General features: G+C 66.3%; 25 protein-coding genes. 12 read left to right on the top strand and 13 right to left on the bottom strand.

The window, feature by feature from the left end; genetic code table 11:
- Window positions 1-6 precede the first annotated feature (6 nt).
- Window positions 7-1,002 (bottom strand): tripartite tricarboxylate transporter substrate-binding protein, encoded by a 996-nt coding sequence (locus WKW80_RS28980; RefSeq protein ID WP_422822982.1) that lies wholly within the window; start codon window positions 1,000-1,002, stop codon window positions 7-9.
- Window positions 1,003-1,199: 197 nt separating this feature from the next.
- Here WKW80_RS28980 and WKW80_RS28975 point away from each other — a divergent pair, with 197 nt between their 5' ends.
- Window positions 1,200-2,093 carry a LysR substrate-binding domain-containing protein gene (locus tag WKW80_RS28975; RefSeq protein ID WP_340367102.1) on the top strand — a complete coding sequence of 298 codons (894 nt, stop codon included), beginning with the start codon at window positions 1,200-1,202 and terminating at the stop codon, window positions 2,091-2,093.
- Window positions 2,094-2,261: 168 nt separating this feature from the next.
- Here WKW80_RS28975 and WKW80_RS28970 read toward each other — a convergent pair whose 3' ends face one another.
- The 4 genes from WKW80_RS28970 to maiA all read right to left on the bottom strand — a co-directional run bounded on the left by WKW80_RS28970 (window position 2,262) and on the right by maiA (window position 7,084).
- Window positions 2,262-3,440: an acetyl-CoA C-acetyltransferase gene (locus tag WKW80_RS28970; RefSeq protein WP_340367049.1), complete on the bottom strand. Its 1,179-nt coding sequence runs from the start codon at window positions 3,438-3,440 to the stop codon at window positions 2,262-2,264.
- A 126-nt stretch (window positions 3,441-3,566) separates the two neighbouring features.
- Window positions 3,567-5,279 (bottom strand): class I poly(R)-hydroxyalkanoic acid synthase, encoded by a 1,713-nt coding sequence (gene phaC / locus WKW80_RS28965; protein ID WP_340367048.1) that lies wholly within the window; start codon window positions 5,277-5,279, stop codon window positions 3,567-3,569.
- Between the two features lie 430 nt (window positions 5,280-5,709).
- A complete protein-coding gene (gene pgeF, locus WKW80_RS28955; RefSeq protein WP_340367046.1) occupies window positions 5,710-6,459 on the bottom strand; it encodes a peptidoglycan editing factor PgeF in 750 nt (249 codons plus the stop codon).
- A complete protein-coding gene (gene maiA, locus WKW80_RS28950) occupies window positions 6,446-7,084 on the bottom strand; it encodes a maleylacetoacetate isomerase (protein WP_340367101.1) in 639 nt (212 codons plus the stop codon). Before maiA ends, pgeF begins: the two co-directional genes overlap by 14 nt.
- A 107-nt stretch (window positions 7,085-7,191) precedes the next feature.
- Between maiA and WKW80_RS28945 the strand changes: the two genes are divergently transcribed.
- The 6 genes from WKW80_RS28945 to WKW80_RS28920 all read left to right on the top strand — a co-directional run bounded on the left by WKW80_RS28945 (window position 7,192) and on the right by WKW80_RS28920 (window position 12,901).
- Entirely contained in the window at window positions 7,192-7,893 is a 702-nt protein-coding gene (locus tag WKW80_RS28945) for a fumarylacetoacetate hydrolase family protein (protein ID WP_340367045.1), read from the top strand.
- Window positions 7,894-7,987: 94 nt separating this feature from the next.
- Entirely contained in the window at window positions 7,988-8,539 is a 552-nt protein-coding gene (locus tag WKW80_RS28940; RefSeq protein WP_340367044.1) for an NUDIX hydrolase, read from the top strand.
- A 20-nt stretch (window positions 8,540-8,559) separates the two neighbouring features.
- Window positions 8,560-9,039, top strand: a complete 480-nt coding sequence (locus WKW80_RS28935) for a CreA family protein (RefSeq protein WP_340367043.1) — start codon at window positions 8,560-8,562, stop codon at window positions 9,037-9,039.
- A gap of 21 nt (window positions 9,040-9,060) precedes the next feature.
- Complete coding sequence (locus WKW80_RS28930) at window positions 9,061-10,803, top strand: ABC transporter ATP-binding protein (protein ID WP_340367042.1); 1,743 nt, start codon at window positions 9,061-9,063, stop codon at window positions 10,801-10,803.
- 110 nt (window positions 10,804-10,913) lie between these two features.
- Entirely contained in the window at window positions 10,914-11,465 is a 552-nt protein-coding gene (locus WKW80_RS28925; protein ID WP_340367041.1) for a peptidoglycan DD-metalloendopeptidase family protein, read from the top strand.
- A gap of 92 nt (window positions 11,466-11,557) precedes the next feature.
- Window positions 11,558-12,901, top strand: a complete 1,344-nt coding sequence (locus WKW80_RS28920) for a TAXI family TRAP transporter solute-binding subunit (RefSeq protein ID WP_340367040.1) — start codon at window positions 11,558-11,560, stop codon at window positions 12,899-12,901.
- A gap of 15 nt (window positions 12,902-12,916) precedes the next feature.
- Here the strand turns inward: WKW80_RS28920 and WKW80_RS28915 are convergent, their stop codons facing one another.
- Both WKW80_RS28915 and WKW80_RS28910 read right to left on the bottom strand, forming a co-directional pair.
- Complete coding sequence (locus tag WKW80_RS28915) at window positions 12,917-13,318, bottom strand: PaaI family thioesterase (RefSeq protein ID WP_340367039.1); 402 nt, start codon at window positions 13,316-13,318, stop codon at window positions 12,917-12,919.
- A 90-nt stretch (window positions 13,319-13,408) separates the two neighbouring features.
- On the bottom strand, window positions 13,409-14,191 hold the full coding sequence (locus WKW80_RS28910) for an SDR family NAD(P)-dependent oxidoreductase (RefSeq protein ID WP_340367038.1): 783 nt from the start codon (window positions 14,189-14,191) through the stop codon (window positions 13,409-13,411).
- A gap of 347 nt (window positions 14,192-14,538) precedes the next feature.
- Between WKW80_RS28910 and WKW80_RS28905 the strand changes: the two genes are divergently transcribed.
- Together WKW80_RS28905 and WKW80_RS28900 are read left to right on the top strand one after the other, a co-directional pair.
- Window positions 14,539-15,009: a DUF1801 domain-containing protein gene (locus tag WKW80_RS28905; RefSeq protein ID WP_340367037.1), complete on the top strand. Its 471-nt coding sequence runs from the start codon at window positions 14,539-14,541 to the stop codon at window positions 15,007-15,009.
- A 168-nt stretch (window positions 15,010-15,177) separates the two neighbouring features.
- Window positions 15,178-15,978 (top strand): fumarylacetoacetate hydrolase family protein, encoded by an 801-nt coding sequence (locus WKW80_RS28900; RefSeq protein WP_340367100.1) that lies wholly within the window; start codon window positions 15,178-15,180, stop codon window positions 15,976-15,978.
- 127 nt (window positions 15,979-16,105) lie between these two features.
- Here WKW80_RS28900 and cutA read toward each other — a convergent pair whose 3' ends face one another.
- The 6 genes from cutA to WKW80_RS28870 all read right to left on the bottom strand — a co-directional run bounded on the left by cutA (window position 16,106) and on the right by WKW80_RS28870 (window position 22,283).
- Window positions 16,106-16,423 (bottom strand): divalent-cation tolerance protein CutA, encoded by a 318-nt coding sequence (gene cutA, locus WKW80_RS28895; protein ID WP_340367036.1) that lies wholly within the window; start codon window positions 16,421-16,423, stop codon window positions 16,106-16,108.
- A gap of 1 nt (window position 16,424) precedes the next feature.
- Window positions 16,425-17,573, bottom strand: a complete 1,149-nt coding sequence (locus tag WKW80_RS28890; RefSeq protein WP_340367035.1) for an acyl-CoA dehydrogenase family protein — start codon at window positions 17,571-17,573, stop codon at window positions 16,425-16,427.
- A complete protein-coding gene (locus WKW80_RS28885; protein ID WP_340367034.1) occupies window positions 17,570-18,754 on the bottom strand; it encodes an acyl-CoA dehydrogenase family protein in 1,185 nt (394 codons plus the stop codon). Before WKW80_RS28885 ends, WKW80_RS28890 begins: the two co-directional genes overlap by 4 nt.
- A gap of 4 nt (window positions 18,755-18,758) precedes the next feature.
- A complete protein-coding gene (locus tag WKW80_RS28880; protein ID WP_340367033.1) occupies window positions 18,759-19,955 on the bottom strand; it encodes an acyl-CoA dehydrogenase family protein in 1,197 nt (398 codons plus the stop codon).
- 82 nt (window positions 19,956-20,037) lie between these two features.
- Window positions 20,038-22,047 (bottom strand): AsmA family protein, encoded by a 2,010-nt coding sequence (locus tag WKW80_RS28875; protein WP_340367032.1) that lies wholly within the window; start codon window positions 22,045-22,047, stop codon window positions 20,038-20,040.
- Window positions 22,047-22,283, bottom strand: coding sequence for a DUF2789 domain-containing protein (locus WKW80_RS28870; RefSeq protein ID WP_340367031.1), 237 nt, complete (start codon window positions 22,281-22,283; stop codon window positions 22,047-22,049). The genes WKW80_RS28875 and WKW80_RS28870 overlap by 1 nt, the downstream gene beginning before the upstream one ends.
- Window positions 22,284-22,428: 145 nt before the next feature.
- Here WKW80_RS28870 and WKW80_RS28865 point away from each other — a divergent pair, with 145 nt between their 5' ends.
- The 3 genes from WKW80_RS28865 (at window position 22,429) to WKW80_RS28855 (ending at window position 25,701) form a co-directional block, all read left to right on the top strand.
- Window positions 22,429-23,472: a catalase gene (locus WKW80_RS28865; protein WP_340367030.1), complete on the top strand. Its 1,044-nt coding sequence runs from the start codon at window positions 22,429-22,431 to the stop codon at window positions 23,470-23,472.
- Between the two features lie 121 nt (window positions 23,473-23,593).
- Entirely contained in the window at window positions 23,594-24,241 is a 648-nt protein-coding gene (locus WKW80_RS28860; RefSeq protein WP_340367029.1) for a hypothetical protein, read from the top strand.
- Window positions 24,241-25,701: a Dyp-type peroxidase gene (locus WKW80_RS28855; RefSeq protein WP_340367028.1), complete on the top strand. Its 1,461-nt coding sequence runs from the start codon at window positions 24,241-24,243 to the stop codon at window positions 25,699-25,701. The genes WKW80_RS28860 and WKW80_RS28855 overlap by 1 nt, the downstream gene beginning before the upstream one ends.
- The last annotated feature ends 1 nt before the right edge of the window (window position 25,702 follow it).

Below are 25,702 nucleotides of genomic sequence, written 5' to 3'. Positions count from 1 at the left end.
CCGAGTTCACTCCGCCTGCACGCCCGCAGCCCTGATCACCTTCCCCCATTTGTCGATCTCTGCCTGGAGATGCGTGCGCAGTGCCTCCGGCGTCTGCTTGTCGACGGGCACGATCTCCGAACTCGACTCGGCCAGCCGCTGCTTGACGTGGCTGTCCTGCAGACCGGCGCGCAGCGCGGCGTTGAGCTTGTCCCGCACCGCCGGCGGCGTGCCCTTCGGCGCGTAGATGCCGTGCCAGACCTTTACCTCGAAGCCCTTCAAGCCCTGCTCGTCGAGCGTAGGGATGTCCGGCATGCTCGACAGGCGCTTCTGCGTGGTCACGCCGAAGACCTTCACGCGGTTGCCGTCCTTGATGACCGGTGCGGTCTGCGTGGTCTGGTCGCACAGCAAGTCGACCTGGCCGCCCAAGAGGTCGTTGAGCGCGGGGCCGGCGCCCTTGTACGGGACGGTCGTGAGGTTCACTCCGATCTGGCTGATGAACAACAGACCGCACAGTTGCGACACCGCACCGACTCCGGCGTTGGCCAGCGACACCTTGTCCTTGTTGGCCTTCACGTAGGCCAGCAGTTCCGGGAAGGTGTTGGCCGGGAAATCCTTGCGCGACAGCAGCGTCATCGGCACATCGAGCACCTGGCCGATGTACTCGAAGTCCTTCATCGGGTCGAACGGGAGTTTCTTGTACAGCGCCGGCGCGGTCGCCATGCCCATGTGGTGGATCAGGATCGTGTAGCCGTTCGGCGCAGCCCTGGCAGTGCGCGCCGCGGCGATCGTGCCGCCCGCGCCCACCGTGTTCTCCACGATCACGGCCTGGCCGAGCGACTTGCCCATGGGCACCGCAAGCAAGCGCGCCACCACGTCGGTGGGGCCGCCGGCCGAGTACGGCACGACGAGGGTGACGGGCTTGTCGGGCCACGCCGATTGTGCCGTGGCGCTCGCAGTGAATGCGAGGGCGCACGCTCCCATTGCGAGCGTTGCAAAACAGGTCGCCTTCCTTGCTGTCATGCCAGTTGTCTCCTTGGTGTTGGGACTCGGATCACGGGAACATCGAACTTCATGCATCGAGCGCCCTGAGGCGGCGGGGATGTGGAAGTCTTCATGGCCGCATGATCGTCGCGCACCACGGCCGGCGCAATCTGCGAATTCGGAACCCAGCCTTCGGAATAACCGAAGCCTTGAACCGGGCCTCACTAAGATCCGGGATGCACTTCGACCTGAACGACTTGCGCCTTTTCGTGGCCGCTGCTGAACTTGGAAACCTCACGCGGGCGGCCCAGCGCCAGCATCTCTCACTGGCTGCGGCCAGTGCGCGCATCAAGGCGCTGGAGGAGCGGTGGGGCCTGGCATTGCTGCAGCGAGAGGCCCGCGGCGTTCGGCTGCTGCCGCCGGGGGAAACGTTCCTGCACCATGCCCGACTGCTGCTGCAGCAGACCGACAAGCTGCGGGTCGAACTGCTCGAATACGGGGGCGGCCTGCGCGGCCACCTGCGCGTGTTCGCCAACACCACCGCGGTCACCGATTTCCTGCCCGAGATCCTGCCGGGCTTCCTGATGCGCCATCCGCGCATCAACATCGATCTTCAGGAGAAACCGAACGCCCTGATCTCGCGCGGTGTTCTTGACGGACGTGCCGACATCGGCATCGTGGCCGGCAGCGTCGACACGCTGGGCCTGCAGGCGATCCACTTCAGCACCGACAAGCTGATGCTCGTCACCTCTCGAAAGCACCGCTTTGCACGGCGCAAGCGCATCGCCTTTGCCGAGACCCTCGACGAGGACGCGATCGGCATGCAGCAAGGCAGCACACTGCAAACCTTCCTGGGCCAGATCACCGGGAGGCTGGGCAAGGCGCAGAAGCTGCGCATTCAGCTAGGCAGCTTCGACGCGATGTGCCGAATGATCGGCAGCGGCGTGGGCATCGGCATCGTTCCGGAGTCGACCGCGAGGCGCAACCTCGACAGCATGCGGTTGGCCCTGATCGAGCTGACCGACCCATGGTGCGTGCGCGAACGCTACCTGCTGGTACGCGACCGCGCGACCTTGCCAGGCTATGCGCAGTCGCTGGTCCAGACCTTGTGCGACCATTACTCGCCGTGAACGCACCGTGCCCAGGCCCGGTGCCATTGCGACAACAGGTTCTTTCAATGGGCTTCCTGTAGCTGTAGCGCCCCAGCCCACGGTTGTTCTCGAAATCGGCTGCGGCTGCGAAGCGCTCCGGAAGCTTCCGGAACGCCCGCCATCCGCAGCCGCCGCCGCGCAGGCGACTCAGCGCTCGATCGTGAGCGCCACGCCCATGCCGCCGCCGATGCACAGCGAGGCAATGCCCTTCTTGGCGTTCTGACGCTGCATTTCGTGCAGCAGCGTCACCAGGATGCGGCAGCCAGACGCACCGATGGGGTGGCCGATCGCGATGGCGCCGCCGTTGACGTTGACCTTGCTCACGTCCCAGCCCATTTCCCGGTTGACCGCACAAGCCTGCGCGGCAAAGGCTTCGTTGATCTCGAGCACGTCGAGATCGGCAGCCTTCCAGCCGGCGCGCTGCAGCGCCTTGGTCGATGCCGGCACCGGACCCATTCCCATGACGGACGGGTCGAGCGCGGCAGTGGCGTAGCTCGCGATGCGTCCCAGCGGCGTGAGGCCGAGCGCGGCGGCCTTCTTGGCCGTCATCACCAGCACGGCGGCAGCGCCGTCGTTCAGGCCCGATGCGTTGCCCGCGGTCACGCCGCCGGCCTTGTCGAAGGCGGGACGCAGGCCGGCCAGGCCTTCGGCGTTGGTCTTGCGGTTGATGAACTCGTCCTTGTCGAAAACGACCGGGTCGCCCTTCTTCTGCGGGATGTTCACGCCGACGATCTCGTCCTTGAACTTGCCGGCGTCCTGCGCCGCGGCGGCCTTGGTCTGGCTGCCGAGGGCGAGTTCGTCCTGCGAGGCGCGGTCGATGCCGTACTTCTTGGCCACGTTCTCGGCCGTGATGCCCATGTGGTACTGGTTGTAGACGTCCCACAGGCCATCGACGATCATGGTGTCGACCAGCTTCCAGTCGCCCATGCGCTGGCCGTTGCGCGAGTTCGGCAGCACGTGCGGCGCGAGGCTCATGTTCTCCTGGCCACCCGCGATGACGATCTCGCTGTCGCCCGTGGCGATGGCCTGCGCTGCCAGCATGACGGCCTTGAGGCCCGAACCGCAGACGGCGTTGATGGTGAGGGCCGGCGTTTCCTTGGCGCCGCCGCTCTTCAGCCATGCCTGGCGCGCCGGGTTCTGGCCGGCACCGGCCGCGAGCACCTGTCCCATGATGGCTTCACCGATCTGGTCCGGCGTGACCTTGGCGCGCGCCATGACTTCCTTGATGACGATCGCACCCAGTTCGGTGGCGGGAATGCCGGCGAGCGAGCCGCCGAACTTGCCGACGGCCGTGCGAGCGGCTGAAACGATGACGATGTCTTCCATGCTGTGTACTCCGTTGATGGTGATGACTGACTTGGATAGCGAGCAGATGCTCGGGCGTTATTTGCGGGGAACACCGCGGAACTGACTCCGCCGGGCCGCTGGTGCCGCCCGGGGAGCCGGATCATTTCATGCCTTGGCCTTGACGTATCGGCCCGGCGCCGGTTCGGTGGCCTTGTAGCGGGTGCCTTGCGCGTACGACTTGGGCGCAGCAACTTGCTTGCCCGCATGGCTCTTGAGCCAGGCCGACCAGTCGGTCCACCAGCTGCCCGGATGCTCCGTTGCGCCGGCCAGCCATTCTTCATGGCTTTCCGGCAGCTTGCCGTCTTCGCGAATCCAGTGGCTGCGCTTCTTCTTGGCGGGCGGGTTGATCACGCCGGCAATGTGACCCGATGCGCCCATGACAAAGCGCTTCTTGCCCTTGAGGATCTGCGTCGACGCATAGGCGCCGCCGATCGGCACGATGTGGTCTTCGCGCGAGCCGTAGATGTAGACGGGCGCCTGGATGGCGCCCAGGTCGACCTTCTCGCCGCACACGGTGAGCGCGCCCGGCACCATGAGCTTGTTCTCGAGGTAGGTGTTGCGCAGGTACCAGGCGTAGAACGGACCCGGCAGATTGGTCGCGTCGCTGTTCCAGTAGAGCAGGTCGAACGGCGGCGGGGTTTCGCCCTTCAGGTAGTTGCCGACGACGTAGTTCCAGACCAGGTCGTTGGGCCGCAGGAAGCTGAACGTGGATGCCAGGTCGCCGCCAGGCAGCAGGCCGCCCTTGCCCATCTGCATTTCGCGGTACTGCACCATCTGCTCGTCGATGAAGATGTCGAGGATGCCGGTGTCGCTGAAGTCCAGCAGCGTGGTCAGCAGCGTGACCGATGCCGCCGGCTGCTCGCCGCGCGCCGCCAGCACGGCCAGCGCGGTACTGAGGATGGTGCCGCCGACGCAGAAGCCGAGCACGTTGATCTTTTCGCTGCCGCTGATTTCCTGCGCGAGGTGGATCGCCTTGATCGCGGCGTCCTCGATGTACTTGTCCCAGGTGAATTCGCGCAGCGAATCGTCAGGATTGCGCCAGCTCACCACGAACACGCGATGGCCCTGCTCGTTGGCATAGCGGATCAGCGAGTTCTCGGGCTGAAGGTCGAGGATGTAGAACTTGTTGATGCAGGGGGGAACCAGCAGGAACGGCTTCTCGTACACCTTGGCATTGAGCGGCTTGTATTCGAGCAGTTGGAACAACTCGTTCTCGAACACCACCGCGCCCTCGGTGGTGGCCACGTTGCGGCCAACCTCGAAGGCGCTTTCGTCGGTCATGCTCAGATGCCCGCGCTGGATGTCGGCCAACAGGTTCTGCAAACCCTTGCCGATGCTTTCGCCGTTGGTGTCGACGGCGCGCTTGATGGCTTCGGCATTGAGCGCGATGTAATTGCTCGGCGCGGAAGCCGCCGCCCACTGCTCGACCGCGAAGCGCAGGCGCGCGCGGGTCTTGGCATCGGCCTCGATGGCCTCGGCCATGGACATGAGCGTGCGTGCATTGAGCAGGTACACCGCGGCTGCGAATCCCGACACCGGGTTGCTGCCCCAGGCGTCGCCGGCGAAGCGCCGGTCGCCGCTCGGCGCGGTGGTAATGCCCTTGTTCCACAGCTCGGAGGCTTCCTGCACGTACTGTTGCTGCAATTCCAGCAGCTTGCTCGGCGAGAAACTGAATTTGGGCAGTTCCGCGGGCATGCCGGGAAGCGACATGCCCCCGTTGCCGGTTGCCTGAAATGACTCCAGCGCCTTGCTCCAGCCCTGTGTCAGCGCCTTCTGCATCGACGCGAATGCGTCGGCGGTGGCGGACTCTTGTTTCATGATGTCTCCTTCATCGGCGCGGTGGCCCGGACTTGTTTTGAGTATCCTGCAATCGGTGGCAGCCCTCATGCGGTCACCCCGATGCCGCAGAACGATGCGGGGTTTTACGCGGCGGCAATCCTAACTGCCTTCATCGGCAACTGTCTCCAATTTCATTAGCAGGCCTACCCGTTCCATGTTCGTGCACCTGATCGTCATTGGCTGGCTCTACGTTGTCGTGATGATGTCCGTGGCCGAGGCAACGAGCACCAACGGGACCTTGTTGGGCGCTATCGTTACTTTTCTGTTTTACGGGTTGGCGCCTGTTGCACTGGTGGTGTATCTACTGGGCGCGCCAGGCCGGCGCAAGGCCCTTCGGGAGCGTGAACTGGCCGAGCAGGAAGCCGCTCGAAAGGCGGCGGTTGCGGCAAGCAAGACCCAAGGCCGAGGCTCAGGGGGTCTTCCAGATGCAGGCGGCGAGGCGTCCGCTGAGGCCGTCCCGCCGGTGCGAAAAGAATCGTGAGGGGTTGCTGACGGTACACCACCCGGCGGTGCCGTCGTTGCCATGAAGGGCCGCCACGCCCGCGGCCATCAGCCGCCGGCGCGCAAGGCCGGGCAGGTCCGCCTTCCACTTGCCTTCGGCGCCCGCAGGCTTGAAGCACGCGGCGAGCGCCCGGTCATGCGCCTCGAATACCGCCTTGACCTCGGGTCCGACCTCGAACGCCGACGGGCCGATGCACGGACCGAGCCACGCCATCACGCGCTCTCCGGCACTGAAAGTCGCCAGCGTCTTTTCGAGCACGCCGGCAGCCAGGCCGCGCCAGCCCGCATGCGCGGCGGCCACCTGGCGGCCTTCGGCGTCGGTGAACAGCACCGGCAGGCAGTCGGCCACCATGATGGTGCAAGCCAGCCCGACCCCGGTGGTGACGCAGGCGTCGGCTGTCGCCTCCTCGGCGAGGGCCGCATCGAGACTGACCACGGCCACACCGTGCACTTGCTGGAGGAACACCGGGCGAACGCCGATCGCGGCCTGAAGGCGGCGCCGGTTTTCCGCGACCGCTTCCTCATCGTCGCCCACGTGGTTGCCCAGGTTCAGGCTCTCGAAGCAACCCTGGGAGACACCACCGCCACGCGTCGTGCAGACGGCCCGCACACCGGCAGGCGCCGGCCATTCCGGCACCAGCAGGTCAACCTTCTGCATCGGGGCAATTCGACGGCTGGGCGCGGCGAAAGGCGTCGAGTTGCATGCAGGCCTCGTAGGCCGCCATGGTGCGCGGCAGGTCGTTCAGGTCGCAGTCGAAGCGCTGCGCGTTGAAGATCTGCGGCACCAGGCAACAGTCGGCCATGGTCGGCGTGTTGCCGTAGCAGTAGATGCCGGCCGGCGACTGGTCCAGTTGGCGCTCGAAGGCCTCGAGGCCCACCCGCACCCAGTGGCGATACCAGGTGTTCTTGGCCGCGTCGTCGAGCTTGAGCTCGCGCACCAGGTACTTGAGCACACGCAGGTTGTTTACAGGATGTATCTCGCAGGCGATCGACTCCGACAGCGCCCGCACGCGCGCACGGCCGACCGGGTCGTGCGGCAGCAGCGGCGGCTCGGGCTGGGTCTCGTCGAGGTATTCCATGATCGCCATCGACTGCGAGAAGCGCTCGCCGTCGTCGTCCAGCAGCGGCACCAGCATGTCGGCCGAGATGGCGGCGAAGGGGCCGGTGAGGTGGTCGCCACGCGCAATGTGCACGGGGATGTACTCGAACGCCAGGCCCTTCAGATTGAGCGCGATGCGCACCCGGTACGAGGCCGACGAGCGGAAGTAGTTGTAGAGCTTCATCATCCGGCAAGCATAGCGCTCAAGGCCGGCGCGCGGCGAGCCGGCGCGCCCTCTGGCACACTGCCGTTTCCCCTGTTGAACCTCCCCCGCTGAAGGACGAACTTTCCATGCCCTCCGAGTATGTTTTCCCTCCTGCGCCCGTCGTGTCGATCCCGGTGGTCGGCAAGGAGGCGCGTTTTCCGGTGCATCGCATCTACTGCGTGGGCCGCAACTACGAAGATCATGCAAAGGAAATGGGTTTCACCGGCCGCGAGCCGCCGTTTTTCTTCATGAAGCCTGCCGATGCGATCGTGGTGGTCGAAGACGGCCAGACCGGCAGCGCCGCGTACCCGACGTTGACCAAGAGCCTGCACCACGAGATCGAGCTTGTCGTGGCCATCGGCACCGGCGGCAGGAACATCAAGGCCGCCGACGCGATGCAGCACATCTACGGCTATGCCGTGGGCCTCGACATGACGCGGCGCGACCTGCAAGGCGAGATGAAGAAGCAGGGTCGCCCGTGGGAGATCGGCAAGGCCTTCGAGCAAAGCGCACCGATCGGCCCGGTCGTGCCGGTGGCCGATGCCGGCGACGTGCAGAACGCTGAAATCTCGCTGCAGGTGAACGGTGCGGACCGCCAACGCAGCAACGTGAGCAAGCTGATCTGGAACATTGCCGAGACCATCGAGCAGTTGTCCGCCGCCTGGGAACTGGCGCCCGGCGACCTCATCTTCTCTGGCACGCCGGAGGGTGTGGCTGCTGTGGTGAGCGGCGACACCCTGGTCGGTGCGGTCGCAGGGCTGCCTTCATTGACTGTGAAGATCTCCTGAAGACATGAGTCCCCACGTTCGGCACTTCGTGTTCTCCCTGCCCCTCGAGGGGGCGCTTTCCGCCCTTGCGGCGACCTGGCGGACGGACTGATTCATGTTTCCTCGCGTGCCAATCAAACACTGCAAGAACTGCGGCAACGCCGTCGTCTATCGCTTGCCGGATGACGGCGACACCAAGCCGCGCGCGGTGTGCCCGGTGTGCAACACCGTCCACTACGAGAACCCGCTGAATGTGGTGGGCACGATTCCGGTCCTGGGGGACCGGGTGTTGCTGTGCAAGCGCAACATCGAGCCGCGCTGGGGCAAATGGACGCTGCCGGCCGGGTTCATGGAACTCGACGAGACCACAGCCCAGGGCGCGGCGCGCGAAACGGACGAAGAAGCCGGCGCCGAGTACGAATTGCAAGGCCTCTTCGCCGTGATGAGCGTGGTGCGCGTAGGCCAGGTGCACATGTTCTATCGCGCCCGGCTGCTCAGCGACAGGTTCAACCCGGGACACGAAACCATCGAGGCCAGGCTTTTCACCGAGGAAGAGATCCCGTGGGAAGAGATCGCCTTTCGCACCGTGCGCGAGGCGCTGCAGCATTTCTTCGAGGATCGCCGCAAGGGCAACTTCGACCGGGTCCATACCGTCGACATCGTTTGAGTTCGAAGCCTGTCACACACATGAAAAAAATCGCCCTGCTCCCTCTCGCCTTCGCATCGCTGCTGGGCATGGCCGCGGGAGCGCGTGCCGAAGTCATCGGCGACGTCGATACGGCCTTCAAGCTGATCGGTCCCGACCACAAGATCGTTGTCGAGGCCTATGACGATCCCAAGGTCAACGGCGTGACCTGCTATGTCTCGCGCGCCAAGACCGGCGGCGTCTCGGGCGCGCTGGGCCTGGCCGAAGACAAGGCCGAGGCATCGATCGCCTGCCGCCAGGTCGGCGCGATCAGCTTCAAGGAGCCGCTGGGCAAGCGCGAGGAGGTCTACAGCGAGCGGCTGTCGATCATGTTCAAGCGGTTGCGCGTGGTGCGCATGGTGGATGGCAAGCGCAATGCGCTGGTGTATCTCACCTACTCCGACCTGTTGATCGATGGCTCGCCGAAGAACGCCATCACCGCCGTGCCAGTCGATCGCGGCACGGTGATTCCGGTGAAGTAAGCATTGCCGGCGCAGTACCCGATGCCTGCGTCAGGCCAGCACCCCCTTCGCGTTCTCTATGCCGCCCTTTGGCGCTTCGCCGCCGACGTGCGCGGGCAACTGGTCGGCGCGCTATCGCTGCTCGGCACATCGCAGCTGATCCGGCTGGGCATGCCCTGGCTGGCGGGCAAGGCCATCAATGCCCTGCAGCAAGGCGAGATCGGCACTGCCACGCGCTGGATTGCGCTGCTGGTATTCGTCTACCTCGTGTCCTGGGGCGTGCACGGGCCGGGGCGCGTGCTGGAGCGCAACGTGGCCGTGCGCGTGCGCGAGATGCTGGCCGACACCCTCTATGCCCGCATCGCCGCCGCGCCACTGACATGGCACGACGCACATCACTCCGGCGAGCTTCAGCACCGGGTACACCAGGCCGGCCGCGCACTGTCGGACTTTGCGCAGAACCAGTTCGTCTACCTCGCCAGCGCAGTGACCTTCGTCGGGCCGTTGATTGCGCTGATGCTGCTGTCGCGCGCCAGCGGCGTGCTGGCGCTGCTGGGCTACGTGCTCATCGGGCTCGTGATCCTGCGCTTCGACCGCGCATTGATGAAACTGGCCCGCACCGAAAACGATGCCGATCGCCGCTATGTCGCGGCTCTGCTCGACTTCATCGGCAATGCATCGACGGTGATCGGCTTGCGGCTGCAGGCCGCGTCGCGCGTGCTGCTGCGCCGTCGCATGGCGGCAGTGTCGGTGCCGCTCAAGCGCACCGCGATGCTGAACGAAGGCAAGTGGGCCACGGTCGAGTTGCTCGGGCTGGGGCTGACCTGGGCGCTGGTGCTCATCTACGTGTGGCATGAGCGCGCGCCGGATCAGCCAGTGCAGTTGGGCAACGTCTTCATGATCTACCAATACGCGCAACAGGCCGCGGCGGTGGTCGGCTCGATGGCAGCCAACTTCCAGAACTTCGCACGCATGCATACCGACTACCTGAGCGCGGACCCGATCTGGGCCGCGCCGGGCGACCCGCTCGATGGCCGCAGCGACACGCCCATCGAGCGCGAGGCAGGCTGGCAGCGCATCGCCATCCACAATCTGGCCTGGGGTTACGCCGATGCCACGCGCGGGGGCGGCCTGCACGACATGGCGCTGGCCTTGCATCGCGGCGAGCGCATCGCGCTGGTCGGGCCGAGCGGTGGCGGCAAGAGCACCTTGCTGCGCGTGCTGGCGGGCCTCTACCTTCCGCAGCATGGCAGCCTGCGCATCGACGGCCATGTGCAGGACTGGGCCACGCTGCGCGGCCTTGCCACGCTGATCCCGCAGGAGATCGAGGTGTTCGAAGCCAGCGTGCGGGAGAACCTCACTTTCGGCACGCCATGCGAGGAGGCTGCATTGCAAGCCGCACTGCATGCGAGCGCTTTCGACGAGGTGCTCGCGGCCACGAAGGGCTCGCTCGACACGCCGCTGACAGAGCGCGGCTTCAATCTTTCCGGCGGGCAGCGACAGCGCCTGTGCCTGGCGCGCGGGGTGCTTGCGGCCCAGGGCAGTTCATTGCTGCTGCTCGACGAGCCCACCAGTGCGCTCGACGCCCTCACGGAGGCCCGCGTGCTGGAGCGCATCGGCGCCGCGTTCCCCGACGCATGCATGATCGCGTCGATTCACCGCCTCAGCGTGCTGGATCACTTCGACACCGTGGTGCTGATGGTGGCCGGCCGCATCGCCGATGCGGGGCCGCGCGCCGAAGTGTTGCAACGGCAACCCCAATTGCGGCACGGAACACATAAGTAATAAGTGGTAGCGCCGCCAGCCCGGCAGACGCGAGCAACTATATTTGCACGCTGCTGCAGCGCGGTCCCCTTTTCAGGGAACGCCGCGCGACGAACACGTACAAACATGCCATGCCTTTTTCAGCCATCCTGACATCTCCCTCGCTGCGACGCGCACTCCTCGCCATCACGGTTGCAGCCCTCGCCGCCTGCACCACCACGCCGCCACCGCGGAGCGGCGGCGCCACTGCATCCGGCGCGAGCGGCGTGCCCACGCCGCCAGTGTCGCCACCGCCCCCGCCGCCGGTGGCCAAGCCCGCGTTTGCCCGGCCCGCCGCAGGCGAAACCATCGCCCGCTTCAACGGCAAGCAAAACAAGGGCATCGACATTGCCGGCTCGCTCGGCGACCCGGTGGTGGCAACGGCCGACGGCCGCGTCGTGATCGTCAGCAACGCCCTGCGCGGCTACGGCACCATGATCATCATCAAGCACAACGAAACCTACATCTCCGCCTACGCGCACATCGACCGCGCCCTGGTGAAGGAGAACGAAGTGGTGCGCCAGGGCCAGCAGATCGCGGAGATGGGCAAGAGCGGCGCCGACCGCGTGAAGCTGCATTTCGAGATTCGCAAGCAAGGCGAGGCGGTGAACCCGCAGCCGTATCTGGACGGCAAGCAGCGGTAGCCTGCGCCTGGCTGGGAACCAGCGCACAGGGCTGCCCTCCGGCCTCGACACTGCCATTGCCTTCGCCGAGACTACGCGCCGAAGGAGTTTCAATGCGAGCCATGTCCAATCGCCGGCGCGTGCTGTTGTGGGGTGTGCTGGTTGTCGTCTTGACGGCGCTGATCTGGGCGGTGATGCGCTTCGTGAGTCCCGCTCCGCCGCGCGCGCTCGTCATGAGCACGGGCGTGCAGGATGGTGCGTACCACCGCTTCGGCCTGCACTACAAGGAGATCCTGCAGGCCAGCGGAATCGATCTTGAGTTGCGCACTTCCAGTGGCGGCGTCGAGAACCTGCAGCGGCTCAACGACAACGCCGTGCAGGTCGGTTTCGTGCAGGGCGGCACCGGGCTGCTGGCGCTCGACTACGACGCGCTGCCCAGCGCGACACCCCTGCGTTCGCTGGCCACGGTCGCATACGAGCCGGTGTGGATCTTCACGCACGCGCTCGACTTGTCGAAGGGCTTGGGCGCGCTGGCCGGCAAGCGCACAGCCGTCGGCGTGCCCGGCAGCGGCAACAACAAGGTCGCGCTGCAACTGCTGTCGGTCTATGGCGTGGTTGCCGACGGCAACCAGCCTGCGGCCGATGGCACCACCTTCGTCCATGACGGCGGCCTGGCCGCGGTCGACATGCTCACGCGCCACGAGATCGACGCGGCCATCATCATTTCGGCACCACAGGCACCTGCGGTGCAGCGGCTCCTGGCCGACAGTTCGATGCACCTGGCTTCGCTCGAACATGTGGAAGGACTGGCGCGTCGCTTCCCGTACTTCCGCCCGGTCGTCCTCAAGCGCGGCTCGGTCGACCCGCAGCGCAACCTGCCGCCCCGCGACATCGACCTGCTGGCAACGACTGCCAACCTGGTCGTGCGCGACGAGTTGCATCCCGCCCTCAGCTACCTGCTGCTGGAGGCCGCGCAACAGGTGCACAAGCAGCCGAGCCTGATCAATCGGCCGGACGATTTTCCGAGTCCCAAGGCCACCGACTTTCCGCTGTCGACCGAAGCCGAGCGCTACTTCAAGAACGGCCGCCCGTTCCTGCAGAGCTATCTGCCCTTCTGGGCTGCGAACTACGTGCAGCGGCTGCTGCTGTTGATCGTTCCCCTGGCTGCGATCCTGGTGCCCCTGGCGCGCATATTGCCGGCGCTGGTCTCGTGGCGGCGCCGGAGCAAGATCTATCGGCGCTATGGCGAGTTGAAGTTCCTGGAACAAGACCTGGCGTCGCGCCACCTCAACGATCAGGAGCGGCACAGTGCGCGCGCGCAGTTGGACCATATCGAAAAGGAAATCGTGCAGTCGAAATTTCCGCTCGAATTCTCGGACCGGGTCTACACGCTGCGGCAGCACGTGGACTATGTGCGGGCCCAATTGGCGCGGCAGTCGGAGAAATCCGGCGCGTAGCCTGGAAGAGTCTCCTCAGCCCTTCGCCCTCACCAGCTTCCCGGTCGACGAAGCCCGCGCGCACAGCCGGCCATCCTGCGCGAACAGGTCGGCCTCCAGGAACACCACGCTGCGGCCCCAGCGCAGGACGCGCGCCTCTACGTCGAAGGTCGACACGTCGACGCGCTCCAGGAACGTCACCTTGAGTTCCAGGCTGGCCAGCGCCGCATCGGGCTCGCGCGACATCACGGCAAGGGCCATCGAGAAGTCGAGCCACGTGGTGATGATGCCGCCCTGCACCACGGTGCCATTGGTATGGGCGAATTCAGGTCGGGCGGTGAAGCGCGCCCGTGCGGCGCCGACTTCGGCGTCGGTGCGCAGGAGTTCGGTAAACCCGATGGCGCGCAGCAGCGCGGAGGGAAGTTTCTGGATGTCCATGATCAAGCTGCAGTGAGGCGGACAATGCTACGCGGCGGGCCGGCCAACCCGCGGACGCTCGCGCCGCGGGCGCTTCGGGGGCGTTCCACCCTACCGCGGCGACATGCGAATGGCGCCGTCGAGGCGCACGCTCTCGCCATTGAAATAGCCGTTGGTGATCATCAGTTCGGCCAGCGTCGCGTATTCCTCGGGCTTGCCGAGCCGCTTCGGAAACGGCACCGATGCGGCCAGCGCGGCCTTCACGTTTTCGGGGGCGCCCTGCAGCAGCGGCGTGTTGAAGATGCCCGGCAGGATGGTGTTGACGCGGATGCCTTCGCTCATCAGGTCGCGCGCGATTGGCAAGGTCATGCCGACGATGCCGGCCTTCGACGCGGTGTAGGCCGCCTGGCCCATCTGCCCATCCTGCGCCGCCACCGATGCGGTGTTGACGATGGCGCCGCGTTCGCCGTCTTCGAGCATGTCGAGCGCGAGCATGCCGGCCGCCGACTTGGCGATGCAGCGGAAGGTGCCCACCAGGTTGATCTGGATGATGCGGTCGAAGTTGGCCAAGGGAAAATGCTTGATCTCGCCAGTGGTCTTGTCGCGGCTCGCAGTCTTCACCGCGTTGCCGGTGCCCGCGCAGTTGACCAGCACGCGCTCCTGGCCATGCGCCGCACGCGCCTTCGCGAAGGCCGCATCGACCTGTTCCTCGGAAGTCACATCGACCTTGCAGAACACGCCGCCGATCTCCGCCGCGACCGCATCGCCCTGCGCTTCGTTCAGATCGAAAAGCGCCACCTTCACGCCGTGGCTGGCAAGTCGGCGAGCAGTGGCGGCGCCGAGGCCGGAGGCGCCGCCGGTAACGACGGCGGCAATGGAGGAGTCGAGTTGCATCAGGTGTCCTTGTTTCGTCTGAACAGCCGGCGGCCATGCACCCGGCGTGGCACGCCAGTCTAGCGACGCAGGTGCGCACGCGGGTCATTCAAATCGACGATTCCGAATCCGGTTGGGCGAAGTCGCTGCGCGAGTGTCGAGCCGCTCGCGGCAAGATGAAATCCTCGGGTGTTACCCGCCGTCTCAACGATGCGTACGCCGCCTTCGATGATGGTCGGCGCGGTGACAATGCCCGGTCCGCCGCCGTTGGGCACGGCCGACGCGCTACGCGTTCGGACAGGACAAGCAGGCGAATTTGATCGTCCGCGATGCCGCCCGCCAACCCCGCATCCATTGGAGGAAACGCAATGACCAGCCGCATGCCCCCGAGGTCGACGAACGTCGCTGCCAAGAAGGCTGGATCCGCGCGATCCTGCGAGAAGCCGACCCTGCTCTCGGGTGGCAATCCCCAGATCGCGAAGTCCGACGGCGATGGCCCCGTACAGGCCTACATCGCAGCCATGCCAGGCTGGAAAGCCGACGTCGGGCGCCACCTCGACGCCCTCATCGTCGCCAGCGTGCCCAACGTGCGCAAGGCCGTGAAGTGGAACTCACCCCTCTATGGCATCGAGGGCCGGGGCTGGTTCCTGGGGTTCCACGTGTTCACCCGCTACGTCAAGGTGAGCTTTTTCAGGGGCGCGTCGCTGCAACCCGCGCCCTCCGGCGGCACTGGCAAGGACGCGCGCTGGATCGACATCCACGAGGACGATCTTGACGAGGCGCAGATGGTGACGTGGATCCGGCAGGCCGCGGCCCTGCCAGGCTGGGGCAAGGCTTGATGTATCGGCGACAGCCGCGGGACCAGGGCCTTATCAAACGAGCGCGATGCTCTGCATTCCGGGTTTCTCCGCGAGCCGTCGCGTCGTACCGCGGCCGATACTGCGCGCCGCAACCGCCCGACACGTGGCGCCTTTCGCACCATGTCGATCGAAAAGGAGACATTGATGATGACAGCCAAGAATCGCAGATCCATGTTGCAGCTCGGCACCGCCATGGCGGCCGGTGCGCTGTCGGGCTGTGCCACGAGCGCCACAAGCGCCGGGAGTGCCGGCGGCAAGCCGATGTTCGCCGTGGCCGGCGCCGCCATTCCGGTGATGGGCAGCGACCAGGTCTTCCCGGTCCGGCGTGTGTATTGCATCGGCCGCAACTACGCCGCGCACGCGATCGAGCGCGGCTCCGATCCGAACCGCGAGCCGCCCTTCTTCTTCCAGAAGCCGACGGACGCAGTGCAATTGGTGCCCATGGGCGCGACCATCGACCACCCCTATCCACCGCTCACGAAGAACTACCACTACGAGGTGGAACTCGTCGCCGCGCTGAACAAGGGCGGCCGCAACATCCCGCCCGAGAAAGCGCTCGATTGCGTGTACGCCTATGCGGTCGGCCTCGACATGACGCGGCGCGACCTCCAGAACGCCATGGCCAACGAGAAGAAGCCGTGGGAGATCGGCAAGTCCTTCGATCGCTCGGCGGTGGTGAGCCACCTGCATCCGGTCAGCCGCACCGGCCACTTCGACAAGGGCGCGATCTGGCTCAAGGTCAACGGGCAGGTCAAGCAGTCGAGCGACCTGTCGAAGATGATCTGGAACGTCGCGGAGCAGATCGCGAAGCTGTCGGAGTCGAACGAGTTGTTCCCCGGGGACATCATCTATTCAGGGACACCGGAGAACGTCGGGCCGGTGGTCAAGGGAGATGTGATGACGGGACACATCGACGGGCTTTACGACATCAACGTGAAGGTTGTTTGACGCCGGTGCGAAATCTCAGTTGATGACCATGTTCCCACCCGGCCTTGCCAGGCTCGTCCGGTGGGGAAACCGGGGGCTCCGCTTCTCCGTGAGGAGCAACGCGTCGGTCTACCGCTGCGCGTTCTGCCTACGCCCCCGTCGAATTGCCCTCGATCCACTCGGCATACGGCGCATAGATGTGCTCCAGCGCAATGGCATGAATCGCAGGCAACTCATAACTGTGCAGTTCGCGAATCGCGGATTCGACAGCCGCATAGCGCTCGCTCGTGGTCTTGAAAAGGACACGAAACTCGCCCTCGTGCTGGACAGCTCCGTCCCATGCATAGAAGCTCTCGATCTCCGATATCTGCGCGCACGCGGCCAGCTTGCGCTCGACCAATGCGCGTGCCATCGCTTGCGCCTCGGCCCGGCTGCCAACGGTGGTGACGACGGCGATGTGCTTCATCTCACAGCGCCCGCGAGATCACCTCTTTCATGATCTCGCTCGTCCCGCCATAGATGCGCTGCACCCGTGCATCCGCATACATGCGCGCCACCAGGTACTCGCTCATGAAGCCATAGCCGCCGAACAGCTGCAGGCACTCATCGACAACGCGCCCCTGCGCCTCCGAGCCCCACAGCTTGGCCATCGAGGCAGTGGCAGTGTCGAGCCGGCCGGCCACCAGATCCTCCACGCAGCGGTCGATGAAAGCGCGGCCCACCTTGATCTGCGTGGCGATCTCGGCCAGCTTGAACCTGGTGTTCTGGAAATCGGCAATGGGCTTGCCAAACGCCTTGCGGTCGCGCACGTATTCGAGCGTGGCCTGGTAGGCGCCTTCCATCGTGGCCAGCGCGATCACGCCGATGATGGTGCGCTCATACGGCAGGTCGGACATCAGCTGGAAGAAGCCCTCCCCTTCCTGGCCGCCCAGCAGGTTGCCGGCCGGCACGCGCACGTCGTCGAAGAAAAGCTCTGACGTGTCCTGCGCCTTCATGCCGATCTTGTCGAGCACGCGGCCGACGCGGAAGCCCTTGCAGCCTTCGGTCTCGACGATGAGGATCGACGTGCCCTTGGCACCCTGCTTCGGATCGGTCTTCGCCACCAGCAGCACCACGCCGGCCAGGAATCCGTTGGTGATGAAAGTCTTCGAGCCATTGATGACGTAGTCGTCGCCCTCTCGTTCGGCGCGCGTGCGCACGCCTTGCAGGTCGGAGCCCGCGCCGGGCTCGGTCATCGCGATGGCGCCGACCAGTTCGCCGCGGGCCAGGCGGGGCAGGTACTCGCGTTTCTGCGCCTCGGTGCCGTGGTTCAGGAAGTAGTGCGCCACGATGGCGTGCACCGACGTGGCCATGCCGCTGAGCCCGCGCCGCGACGCCTCCTCGTAGAACACGGCCTCGTGACGGAAGTCGCCGCCACTGCCGCCGTACGCCTCGGGAATGTCGGCGCACAGCAAGCCGAGCTCGCCGGCCTTGCGCCAGATCGCGTGACCCACATGGCCGTTCTTGCGCGCCTCTTCGTCGTGCGGGACCATCTCGGTCTCGATGAAGCGCACCACGTTGTCGCGGTACAGCTCAAGGTCCTCGTCGCTCCAGGAACGGCGGAAATCGATCGTCATGGTGTGTCTCCGTTATCGATGAAAGGTTCAGCCGACGCCCGCAGCCGCGCGACCCGCTGCAAGTGCCACGAGGCCGGGCCGAACAGGCCTTCGATGAGGGTTGCGCGGCGCATGTAGTGCCCGATCGCCAGCTCTTGCGTCATGCCCATGCCGCCGTGCAACTGCACCGCGCCCTGCCCCACGGCCTTGCAAGCCCTGGCAACGGCCACCTTGGCCGACGACACGGCAAGCGCGCGTTCGTTCGCGGCAATGTTTTCGTCGTCGAGCGCTTCAGCCACGCTCGTGGTCAAGGCTGCGGCCTGTTCCAGGGCCATGTGCATGTCGGCAAGCCGGTGCTGCAGCACCTGGAAGCTCGCGATCGCAACGCCGAACTGCTTGCGCTGTCGCACGTAGTCGAGGGTGTCGCGCATCAGGCGGCGCATAACGCCGGTGGCTTCGGCGCAGATGGCCAGAGTGGCCTCGTCCAGCGCCTGCTCGATGTGCGGCAGCGCGCCGCCCTCCCTGCCGAGCATGGCGTCCTCCGGCAGGCGAACGCCATCGAAGGCGATCTCGGCGGCGCGGTCTCCGTCACGCGTGGCATAGGGGCGCAGCCAGATGCCCGAGGCATTCCGGGGCACCAGCACCAGCGATATCCCGCCCTCCTTGCGCACACCGCCGCTGGAGCGCGCACTGACGATGAAGTGGCTGGCCCACGGTGCGACACGCACGACCGACTTGCGGCCGTCGAGGCGGAAGCCGTCGCCGTCGCGCTTCAGGGTCGCTTGCACATTGCCGCGGTCGTGGCGGCTTTGCGGCTCGGAATGCGCGAAGGCGATGACGGCCTGGCCCGCAATCGCGCTCGCCCTCAGCGCATCGGCCTGCGCGCCGGGGTTGCGCTGCAGCAGGCCGGCGCCGATCACGATGGTCGAGAGATAGGGCTCGGCAGCCAGCGCCTCACCCAAGGTTTCCATCATCACGGCGTGCGCGACCATGCCGCCGCCCAGGCCGCCCTGGGCCTCCGGCAGCGCCGCGCCCAGCAGGTCCAGGTCGTGTGCGAGGCCTTGCCAGAATGGCGGCGGCGTAGCGTCGGCGTGCGCCAATGCCTGCAGTCGTTGCGGCAGGCTGTGACGGTCGTCGAGATAGCGCGCGAGGCTGTCGCGCAGCATCAGGAGCGTGTCTTGCTGGTCGGTGAGCGAGTTCATGCGGTCAGTGGGCCAGCAGGTGGGCGGCAATGATGTTGCGCTGCACTTCGTTGGTGCCGGCATAGATGGATGCGGCGCGGTCGTTGAGGTAGGCGGACATGGCGAACACGGCCTCTTCGGGCAGCGGCATGTCGCCCTGCTCACAGTCGCGCATCGGCACGTCGATGGCGGCATGGGGGCCGGCGATTTCGACCGCCAGCTCGGTGATGCGCTGGCGCAGCTCGGAGCCGAGCACCTTGCCCATCGAGGGCCGGATGCCCGGCGGCTCGCCACGCGCCTGCGCCCGCAGCTGCTGCAGTTCCGTCGCCTCGACCGCGTCGATGGCGCAGTCGAGTTCGGCCAGCCGCAGCGCCATGTCCGCCGCCGCCGTGGCGTCTCGATGGCGCTGCGCGAAGACGGCATCGGCGGCGGCACGCAAGCGGCGAAGGCGCTCGCGCAACATCGGCGTCCAGGCGCCGCCGCGCTCGTGTTGCAGCAGGTACTTGGCCACGGCCCAGCCCTGGTCCTCCTCGCCAAGCAGGCTGTCGGCAGGCACCCGCACGTCGTCGAAGAACACCTGGTTCAGCTCATGGTCGCCCGAGATGCTGATGATCGGCCTCACAGTGATGCCCGGCGTCTTCAAGTCGAAGCACAGGAAGCTGATGCCCTGCTGCGGCTTGCCGCCCGACGCGGTGCGCACCAGGCAGAACATCTTGTTGGCGTAGTGCGCGTGCGTGGTCCAGATTTTTGTGCCGTTGAGCACGTAGTGGTCGCCGTCGCGCACCGCCTTGCACTGCAGCGAGGCGAGGTCGGAGCCTGACTGCGGCTCGGAATAACCCTGGCACCAGTAGTCGTCGCCGGATCGGATGCCGGGCAGCCAGGCGCGCTTCTGCGCCTCGGTGCCGAAGGCGATGATCACCGGCGCGACCATGCCCGTTCCCATCGGCGCCAGGCGCGGCGCGTCGGCCGCGGAAAGCTCGCTGGCGAAGATGTAGTGCTGCATCGGCGACCAGTCGGTGCCGCCATGTTCGAGCGGCCACTTCGGCGTGCTCCAGCCGCGCCGCGCGAGGATGCGGTGCCAGCGGATCGCGTCCTCGTAGTCGTTGAAGATGCCGGAGCAGCGCCGGCCGGCCGCGCGAAGGTCCGGCGTCAGCTCACGCGCGAGGAAGTCGCGCACTTCGTTCCTGAAGGCTGTCTCGGTCGCGCTGAGTTTCCATGCCATATCGTCTTGTCTCGCATTGAGCAGAAGGTGCCAAGTGTGCGGCTGCGGGAGCGCATGGACATCGGATCGGCTGAGCCCGCACTCAGCGGCCCAGCAAATCGCGGATCGGACGAAACGGGCGCTGCTGGCCCTTGCCGGATGCGGCCGTACCCTTGCCCGAGCCGCCCGACGCAGCGAAGTCGCACACCGACGCGCCGCGCCACGCACGAAACGCGGGCGCGAGCAGCGACCAGCCGCCGGTCGCGGCGGCGATGCCGAGATCGGCCGCCTGCTTCGCAGCACCCAGCGGGTTGATGCTGAGTTCCGGCGCCTGCAGCGGGCCGGTCAGCAGCAGCAGTTCGACGAGGTTGGCCGCCTTGATGTCCAACCCCTTCTTGGCCTGCGGCTGGAACGCCAGTCCGATCGTCTGCCGCGCAAGGTTCACTTCGCCACTGGCCGAGACCGCGACCTGTGCAGTCTCCATCGCCACCGAGCGGTCGATCGTTGCCACACCGTTGCGCAATGGCAGGCGTGCGACGACGCATTGGAGGATCAGGTTTTCGCGCGGCGTCGACTTGGGCAGCAGCGCTTCGAGCAGGCTCGCCACGATGTCCTGGTCGAGCGTGGCCGCCTTGCCTGCCAGCGGGACACCGCTGACGGACAGCAAGACGTTGCCCGTTGCCGATGCAGCGAGCCTTGCCGGCGTCTGGCCGGCCATCGCAAGCGTCAGGTCGAGGTTTGCGCGCCCGCCATTGAAACGCTTGCCGGTGCTGCGCCCGATGGCGTCGAGCGCTTCGACCGACACCGACCTGGCTTCGACCCGCGCGTCCACCCGCGGCGCCGCACCGGTGCGCCGCGCCACCTTGATGCGGGTGCGAACCTGGCCGCTCCCGAAAGTGAAATCCAGCGGATCCAGGGAGAGCAGGCCGGCCGTGTTGGCCAGGCGCAGGTCGAACGCGGAGATGGGGGGCATGCCGGGCAGGTTCAACTGGCCGACCCTGAGGGCGACCTTCGCATCGATGGACGGCAGGTCTTCGAACGGCAGCGGGGCGTTGCCGAACAAGGGCGGGCGCGCCTTCGACGCGGTCGGTGGCGAGAGGGCCGGCGCGGCGCTGGTGTGCAGCCTGGCAAGGTCGACAGTCGTTGCCGTGAGGTCCGCCTGCACCTGCAGCGCAGGCTCGGCCTGCACGCTCACGCGCCCGGTGAACTGCTGCCCGGCCATGGACAAGGTCATCGACTCGGCCAGCAGTTGCCTGGGCGTGAGGCTCAGGGCCGCATTCACCTCCACCGGCATCGGCAGGCCTGCCGCGGCGGACGCAAAACGCGGAAGGGCCGCGCCAGACGTGATGCGCAACGACACCTTGCCCTCGAACGTGTCCGCACTCGTGCCGTGGCCCAGCGTGCCCTGGGCGGAAAGCCACGCGCCATCGGTGCTGAACTTCAATTCGATGGGCCATGCGTCCGAACCGCCGACCAGGCTGGCGATCGGCCCGGTCCGGCCTTCGATCTTCCACAACTGCTTGCCGAGCGTGATGGCGGCGTCGACCGCGTTGCCATCGCCCTGCACGGCCAGGCGGAAGGCATCGATGTCGAGTTGCCGGGTGTCGCTGCTCCTGCCGCTGATGGCGTAGCGCACCCGCGCGTCAGAGACGACGAAATGCTCGAGCGCATCCAGGGAAGAGCCTTCCTTGTGCGCCGCCGCGGGCTTCTCGTGCGGCAGTTGCCAGTTGAAGCGGCCATGGCCGTCGGATTCGAGGTTGAGGTCCAGCCCTTTCACGTCCACGCTCAGGATTCGCAGTTCGCGATGCAGCAGATCCTGCAGCGACAGCTCGAAGGCGACGTGCCCGGCATGGACCATTTGCGGCGACGAACCCCAATCCGCATTGGCCAGCGAGATGTCGTTGGCCTCGATGGCAATGGCCGGCCACAGCCTGAACTTCAGCTCGCCGTCGATGTGCAGCGCACGCCCGGTGATTGCACTGACATGCGCTGCCAGCATCGTCGCCAGGCGCGAGGGCGGGTAGGCTTGCCGCAAGGCGATCAGCGCCGCAACGACCAGCAGGCCGACAACGGCCAGCAGGATGACTGCAATGCGCAGAAAGCGCCGGGTCACTACGCGCGAAGCATGACGTTGAGCTGGTCGACCACTTCCGCCCAATCAGCATCCTCGCTGATCTCCTCGCGAAGAAACTGCGCCTGGCCCGGCGTCCAGAACGCCGCATCGGCCAACTCGACATCCGCCGCGAGCGGCCGATGCGCGGCGACGAATCGCTCGATGTCCGCCGAGGTTGCGCTGGGCAAGCCGAGCTGCGCGAACAAGGTCTGGAGGCTGTGTTGTGTCAGGTCCATGGTCCCGCCACTGTAAGCACGGAGCCCCGAAATGACAAACCACTGCGAAGGACATGCGCGCAAACCTTCGCCTCCGAAGCGAACAAACTGCAACCAAAAGTTAGCCTTGCGTGATAGCCTGCGGCTCTCGTTGGAGCCCTTACGCATGGATCACGAAATCACCGCGGCGCAAATGCTGGACGCGTTCAAGGAAGACGCCCCCGGACATGTAGCGAACACGCGCTGGGCGCACACGCATGGCCTGGGTGTCGTGGGGCACTTCGTGGCGTCCGACGTCGCCCGGGATTTCTGCATCGCCGAGCATTTCCAGGGCAGCGCCGTCCCGGTCACCGCCCGCTTTTCGAACGGCTCCTCCGATCCCGCACGCCATGACGAGCGACCCGATACCCGCGGGCTCGCGGTCAAGTTCCACTACGCGAACGACACCGACCACGACCTGCTGTCGATGACGATGAACGTCTTCGGCGCCAGGACCCGGGAGGATTTCCTGGGCGTCTCGAAAGCCTTCGTTCCGAAACCCGTGCAGCCCGAGTCATGGTTCCGCCGGACCATCCTCGACCCGCTGATGCTGCGAAACCCCTTGCCGCCGATGCCGGCCGGCGTGACGATCAGCGGCGGACCGGGCCTGGCTCAGTACGCCGGCTCGCACGACTTCGCCCGCGCCTTCACCATCGAAGGCGGCCTCTTGCAGGTGCCGGTGAGCTGGGCGCGCACTGCGTACCATGCCGTGCACACCTTCATGGCCGTCGGCCCGGACGACGTGCGTCGACCCGTGCGCTTTTCATGGCAGCCGGTAGACGGTGTCTTCCCGGTCCCGGCCGATGAGCTGCCCGCCAAGTCCACCACGTTCCTGACCGCCGAGATGCAGACCCGGCTGGCGCAGGCCGCCGCCCAGTTCACGCTCAAGATGATGATCGGCGACGCGGGCGACGCATTGGACGATCCGTCCATGACCTGGCCGGTGACGCGCCAGACCGTCAACATGGGCACGCTCCATATCGAGCAACTCGCACAGGAGCGCGACGTGGACGTGGAGCGGCTCAGCTTCAATCCGATGCGGCTGCCACCGGGCATCGAAGCGTCCAGCGACCAGATCCTCCGCGCGCGCGGCGAGATCTACCAGCTTGGATGCAAGGAGCGCAGCGGCATCGGTTGTCCTTTGCACGCCGGCAGCGGGAGCGCCCGATGAGCGCCGCGCCTGGCCGCCCGAGGCAAGCTCGCGCCGCAGTGCGAAGCACGGAGGTCTTCCGGAGCGCCGCCCGCCCGGCAGCAGGCGCTCGCACCGCAGTGCGAAGCGCGGAGGTTATCTGATGAGCGCCGTCATCGACTGGCTGAAGCAACTGCTGCAAAGAATCCTGATCCGCGTCTGGTCGTGGCTCCAGCCCACCACCATCGCCCCCGGCGGCCCCCGCGACAGCCCTCAGCCCACCGACAACGTGATGCGCACGATGAACCTCGTGATGCCGTTGAAGAACAAGACCGCCATCGGCCGCGCCCAGGCCGCCATGGTCGTCGGCTCGTGCCTCGACGAGATCTACAGCGGGCTGGACAACGTGGGAACCGTGCACATGGCGCGCTTCTCGATCGTCGACAACAACCTGCTCATGTTCTCCTTCTACGACGGCGACTTCCATGCCTACATCCGGGACTTCATCATGACGCTGGGCAACGCCTTCGACGGGGTCGTCTCGTTGATCGAAGACCCGCCGCCCCTGCCGTGCTGGCAGCATGTCGACGCGTTCATCGAATGGGTTCATGAGCGCGACGCCTTCCAGTTGCCCGACGACCCCGGCCGTCTCGTCGAAGTCGTGGCGCCGAACCTCGACAACCTGCAGGACCTGTCGCGCTACCTGGTGCTCCAGCTCGACAAGAACCCGAACGTCCAGCTCGGAAGCTACCGCGCCTATCCGGGCTACTCGGTCGCGCAGGTGCGGCAAAAGCTGGGAGTGGGCTGGTGATGGCCGCGCCGACGAGCAGCAGCGCCGCACCAGGCGCCACGGTCGACCTGGCGGACGTGCAGGGCAACATCCTGCGCGGCTACCGCAAGTCGATGGTGCGCCATCTGGTCGCCCAGGTCACCGACGCGGCCCAGGCCAGGGCATGGATCGGCGCAACGGCAGGCCCGGACCGTTCGCTTGCACCTTCGATCACGGACGCCGCGCACTGGGGCGAGCAACCGCCGGACGTGTGTTTCAACCTGGGCATCACCTTCGCCGGGATGCAGGCACTCGGAATTCCCGAGTCCACCACGCGTTCGCTCCCCGAGGCATACCGGGAAGGAATGGCGGCGCGTGCAACCAAGGTCGGCGATTGGGGCGACTCCGCGCCGGCGCACTGGCAGCCGTGGTTTCAATCCAGCGATGCGGTTCACTTGATCATCTCGCTGCATGCGAACACCGCGGCGCTTCTCGATGCATTCGAAAACGTCATGATGTCGGGCCTGGCGGGCCGCGCATTCAAGATCCGCGGCCGCAACGAGGGCGCCTTTTTCAATGGCGACGAAGTGCACTTCGGCTACCGCGACAACATCTCGCAGCCGCGATTCGCGAACATCAGCCCGCCCGGCAAGTACGACGATCAACCGACCGCGCCACTCGGGACCGTGCTCCTCGGTTATCCCACTGCGCTCGAGCAGTTGACATGGGCCTTGCCCAACCCGCCAGTGCTCGGCCTCAACGGCGCATTCAATGCATTTCGAGTGCTTGAGCAGGATGTGCCCGGTTTCGAGAAATTCCTCGACCGCGCGGCCGGGCAACTCCTCGACAGTCCCTTGGCTGGCGAGTTGCTCCCCACCGGCACCGAGCAGGGCTATGGTTCCCGATCGAAGCAGTTGGCGGCGATGCGCGAGGTCGTCGCTGCCAAGCTGATGGGCCGGTGGCGCTCCGGCACGCCCCTGGGACTGTCACCACGCGATCCTTTCCCCAATCCGCCAGTGTCCGACACCGACTACGACTACGTCGACGACGGCGCCGGGTTGAAGTGCCCGTTGGGCTCGCACACCCGCCGTGCCAACCCGCGCGGCTCAAAGATCGTGCAACGGGTCGCCAACCACACGCGTCGCCTGGTGCGGCGGGGCATACCCTATGGCCCCCCGTTCGACCCGAGCCATCCGCCAGGGCCCGATGGGATCGAGCGCGGCCTGCTGGGCAACTTCATCTGCGCCGACCTCTCTGCCCAATACGAGGCCATGCAGTACGACTGGATCAATCTCGGACTGCAAGACCCGCGCATCACCGGATCCAACGATCCGGTGCTCGGTGCCAACCAGGAAGATGCGAGCTGGTTCGACCTGCCTACCGCCAAGGGATCGATCCGTTTGCGTGGCGTGCCGCGCTTCGTTCGCACGCGTGGCGGTGCGTATACCTTCTTGCCGAGCATCAGTGCGCTTCGGTGGATCGGATCGAACGGCGGACGATGAG

Source organism: Variovorax humicola (genome assembly GCF_037889915.1).
GTDB classification, from domain to species: domain Bacteria; phylum Pseudomonadota; class Gammaproteobacteria; order Burkholderiales; family Burkholderiaceae_C; genus Variovorax; species Variovorax humicola.
This window is presented reverse-complemented; position numbering and strand designations above follow the sequence as displayed.

Bases quoted from the DNA above. Each gene is read 5' to 3' on its own strand.
- WKW80_RS28980 (WP_422822982.1), bottom strand. From the start codon at position 1,002: ATGACAGCAAGGAAGGCGACCTGTTTTGCAACGCTCGCAATGGGAGCG.
- WKW80_RS28975 (WP_340367102.1), top strand. From the start codon at position 1,200: ATGCACTTCGACCTGAACGACTTGCGCCTTTTCGTGGCCGCTGCTGAA.
- WKW80_RS28970 (WP_340367049.1), bottom strand. From the start codon at position 3,440: ATGGAAGACATCGTCATCGTTTCAGCCGCTCGCACGGCCGTCGGCAAG.
- phaC (WP_340367048.1), bottom strand. From the start codon at position 5,279: ATGAAACAAGAGTCCGCCACCGCCGACGCATTCGCGTCGATGCAGAAG.
- pgeF (WP_340367046.1), bottom strand. From the start codon at position 6,459: ATGCAGAAGGTTGACCTGCTGGTGCCGGAATGGCCGGCGCCTGCCGGT.
- maiA (WP_340367101.1), bottom strand. From the start codon at position 7,084: ATGAAGCTCTACAACTACTTCCGCTCGTCGGCCTCGTACCGGGTGCGC.
- WKW80_RS28945 (WP_340367045.1), top strand. From the start codon at position 7,192: ATGCCCTCCGAGTATGTTTTCCCTCCTGCGCCCGTCGTGTCGATCCCG.
- WKW80_RS28940 (WP_340367044.1), top strand. From the start codon at position 7,988: ATGTTTCCTCGCGTGCCAATCAAACACTGCAAGAACTGCGGCAACGCC.
- WKW80_RS28935 (WP_340367043.1), top strand. From the start codon at position 8,560: ATGAAAAAAATCGCCCTGCTCCCTCTCGCCTTCGCATCGCTGCTGGGC.
- WKW80_RS28930 (WP_340367042.1), top strand. From the start codon at position 9,061: ATGCCTGCGTCAGGCCAGCACCCCCTTCGCGTTCTCTATGCCGCCCTT.
- WKW80_RS28925 (WP_340367041.1), top strand. From the start codon at position 10,914: ATGCCTTTTTCAGCCATCCTGACATCTCCCTCGCTGCGACGCGCACTC.
- WKW80_RS28920 (WP_340367040.1), top strand. From the start codon at position 11,558: ATGCGAGCCATGTCCAATCGCCGGCGCGTGCTGTTGTGGGGTGTGCTG.
- WKW80_RS28915 (WP_340367039.1), bottom strand. From the start codon at position 13,318: ATGGACATCCAGAAACTTCCCTCCGCGCTGCTGCGCGCCATCGGGTTT.
- WKW80_RS28910 (WP_340367038.1), bottom strand. From the start codon at position 14,191: ATGCAACTCGACTCCTCCATTGCCGCCGTCGTTACCGGCGGCGCCTCC.
- WKW80_RS28905 (WP_340367037.1), top strand. From the start codon at position 14,539: ATGACCAGCCGCATGCCCCCGAGGTCGACGAACGTCGCTGCCAAGAAG.
- WKW80_RS28900 (WP_340367100.1), top strand. From the start codon at position 15,178: ATGACAGCCAAGAATCGCAGATCCATGTTGCAGCTCGGCACCGCCATG.
- cutA (WP_340367036.1), bottom strand. From the start codon at position 16,423: ATGAAGCACATCGCCGTCGTCACCACCGTTGGCAGCCGGGCCGAGGCG.
- WKW80_RS28890 (WP_340367035.1), bottom strand. From the start codon at position 17,573: ATGACGATCGATTTCCGCCGTTCCTGGAGCGACGAGGACCTTGAGCTG.
- WKW80_RS28885 (WP_340367034.1), bottom strand. From the start codon at position 18,754: ATGAACTCGCTCACCGACCAGCAAGACACGCTCCTGATGCTGCGCGAC.
- WKW80_RS28880 (WP_340367033.1), bottom strand. From the start codon at position 19,955: ATGGCATGGAAACTCAGCGCGACCGAGACAGCCTTCAGGAACGAAGTG.
- WKW80_RS28870 (WP_340367031.1), bottom strand. From the start codon at position 22,283: ATGGACCTGACACAACACAGCCTCCAGACCTTGTTCGCGCAGCTCGGC.
- WKW80_RS28865 (WP_340367030.1), top strand. From the start codon at position 22,429: ATGGATCACGAAATCACCGCGGCGCAAATGCTGGACGCGTTCAAGGAA.
- WKW80_RS28860 (WP_340367029.1), top strand. From the start codon at position 23,594: ATGAGCGCCGTCATCGACTGGCTGAAGCAACTGCTGCAAAGAATCCTG.
- WKW80_RS28855 (WP_340367028.1), top strand. From the start codon at position 24,241: ATGGCCGCGCCGACGAGCAGCAGCGCCGCACCAGGCGCCACGGTCGAC.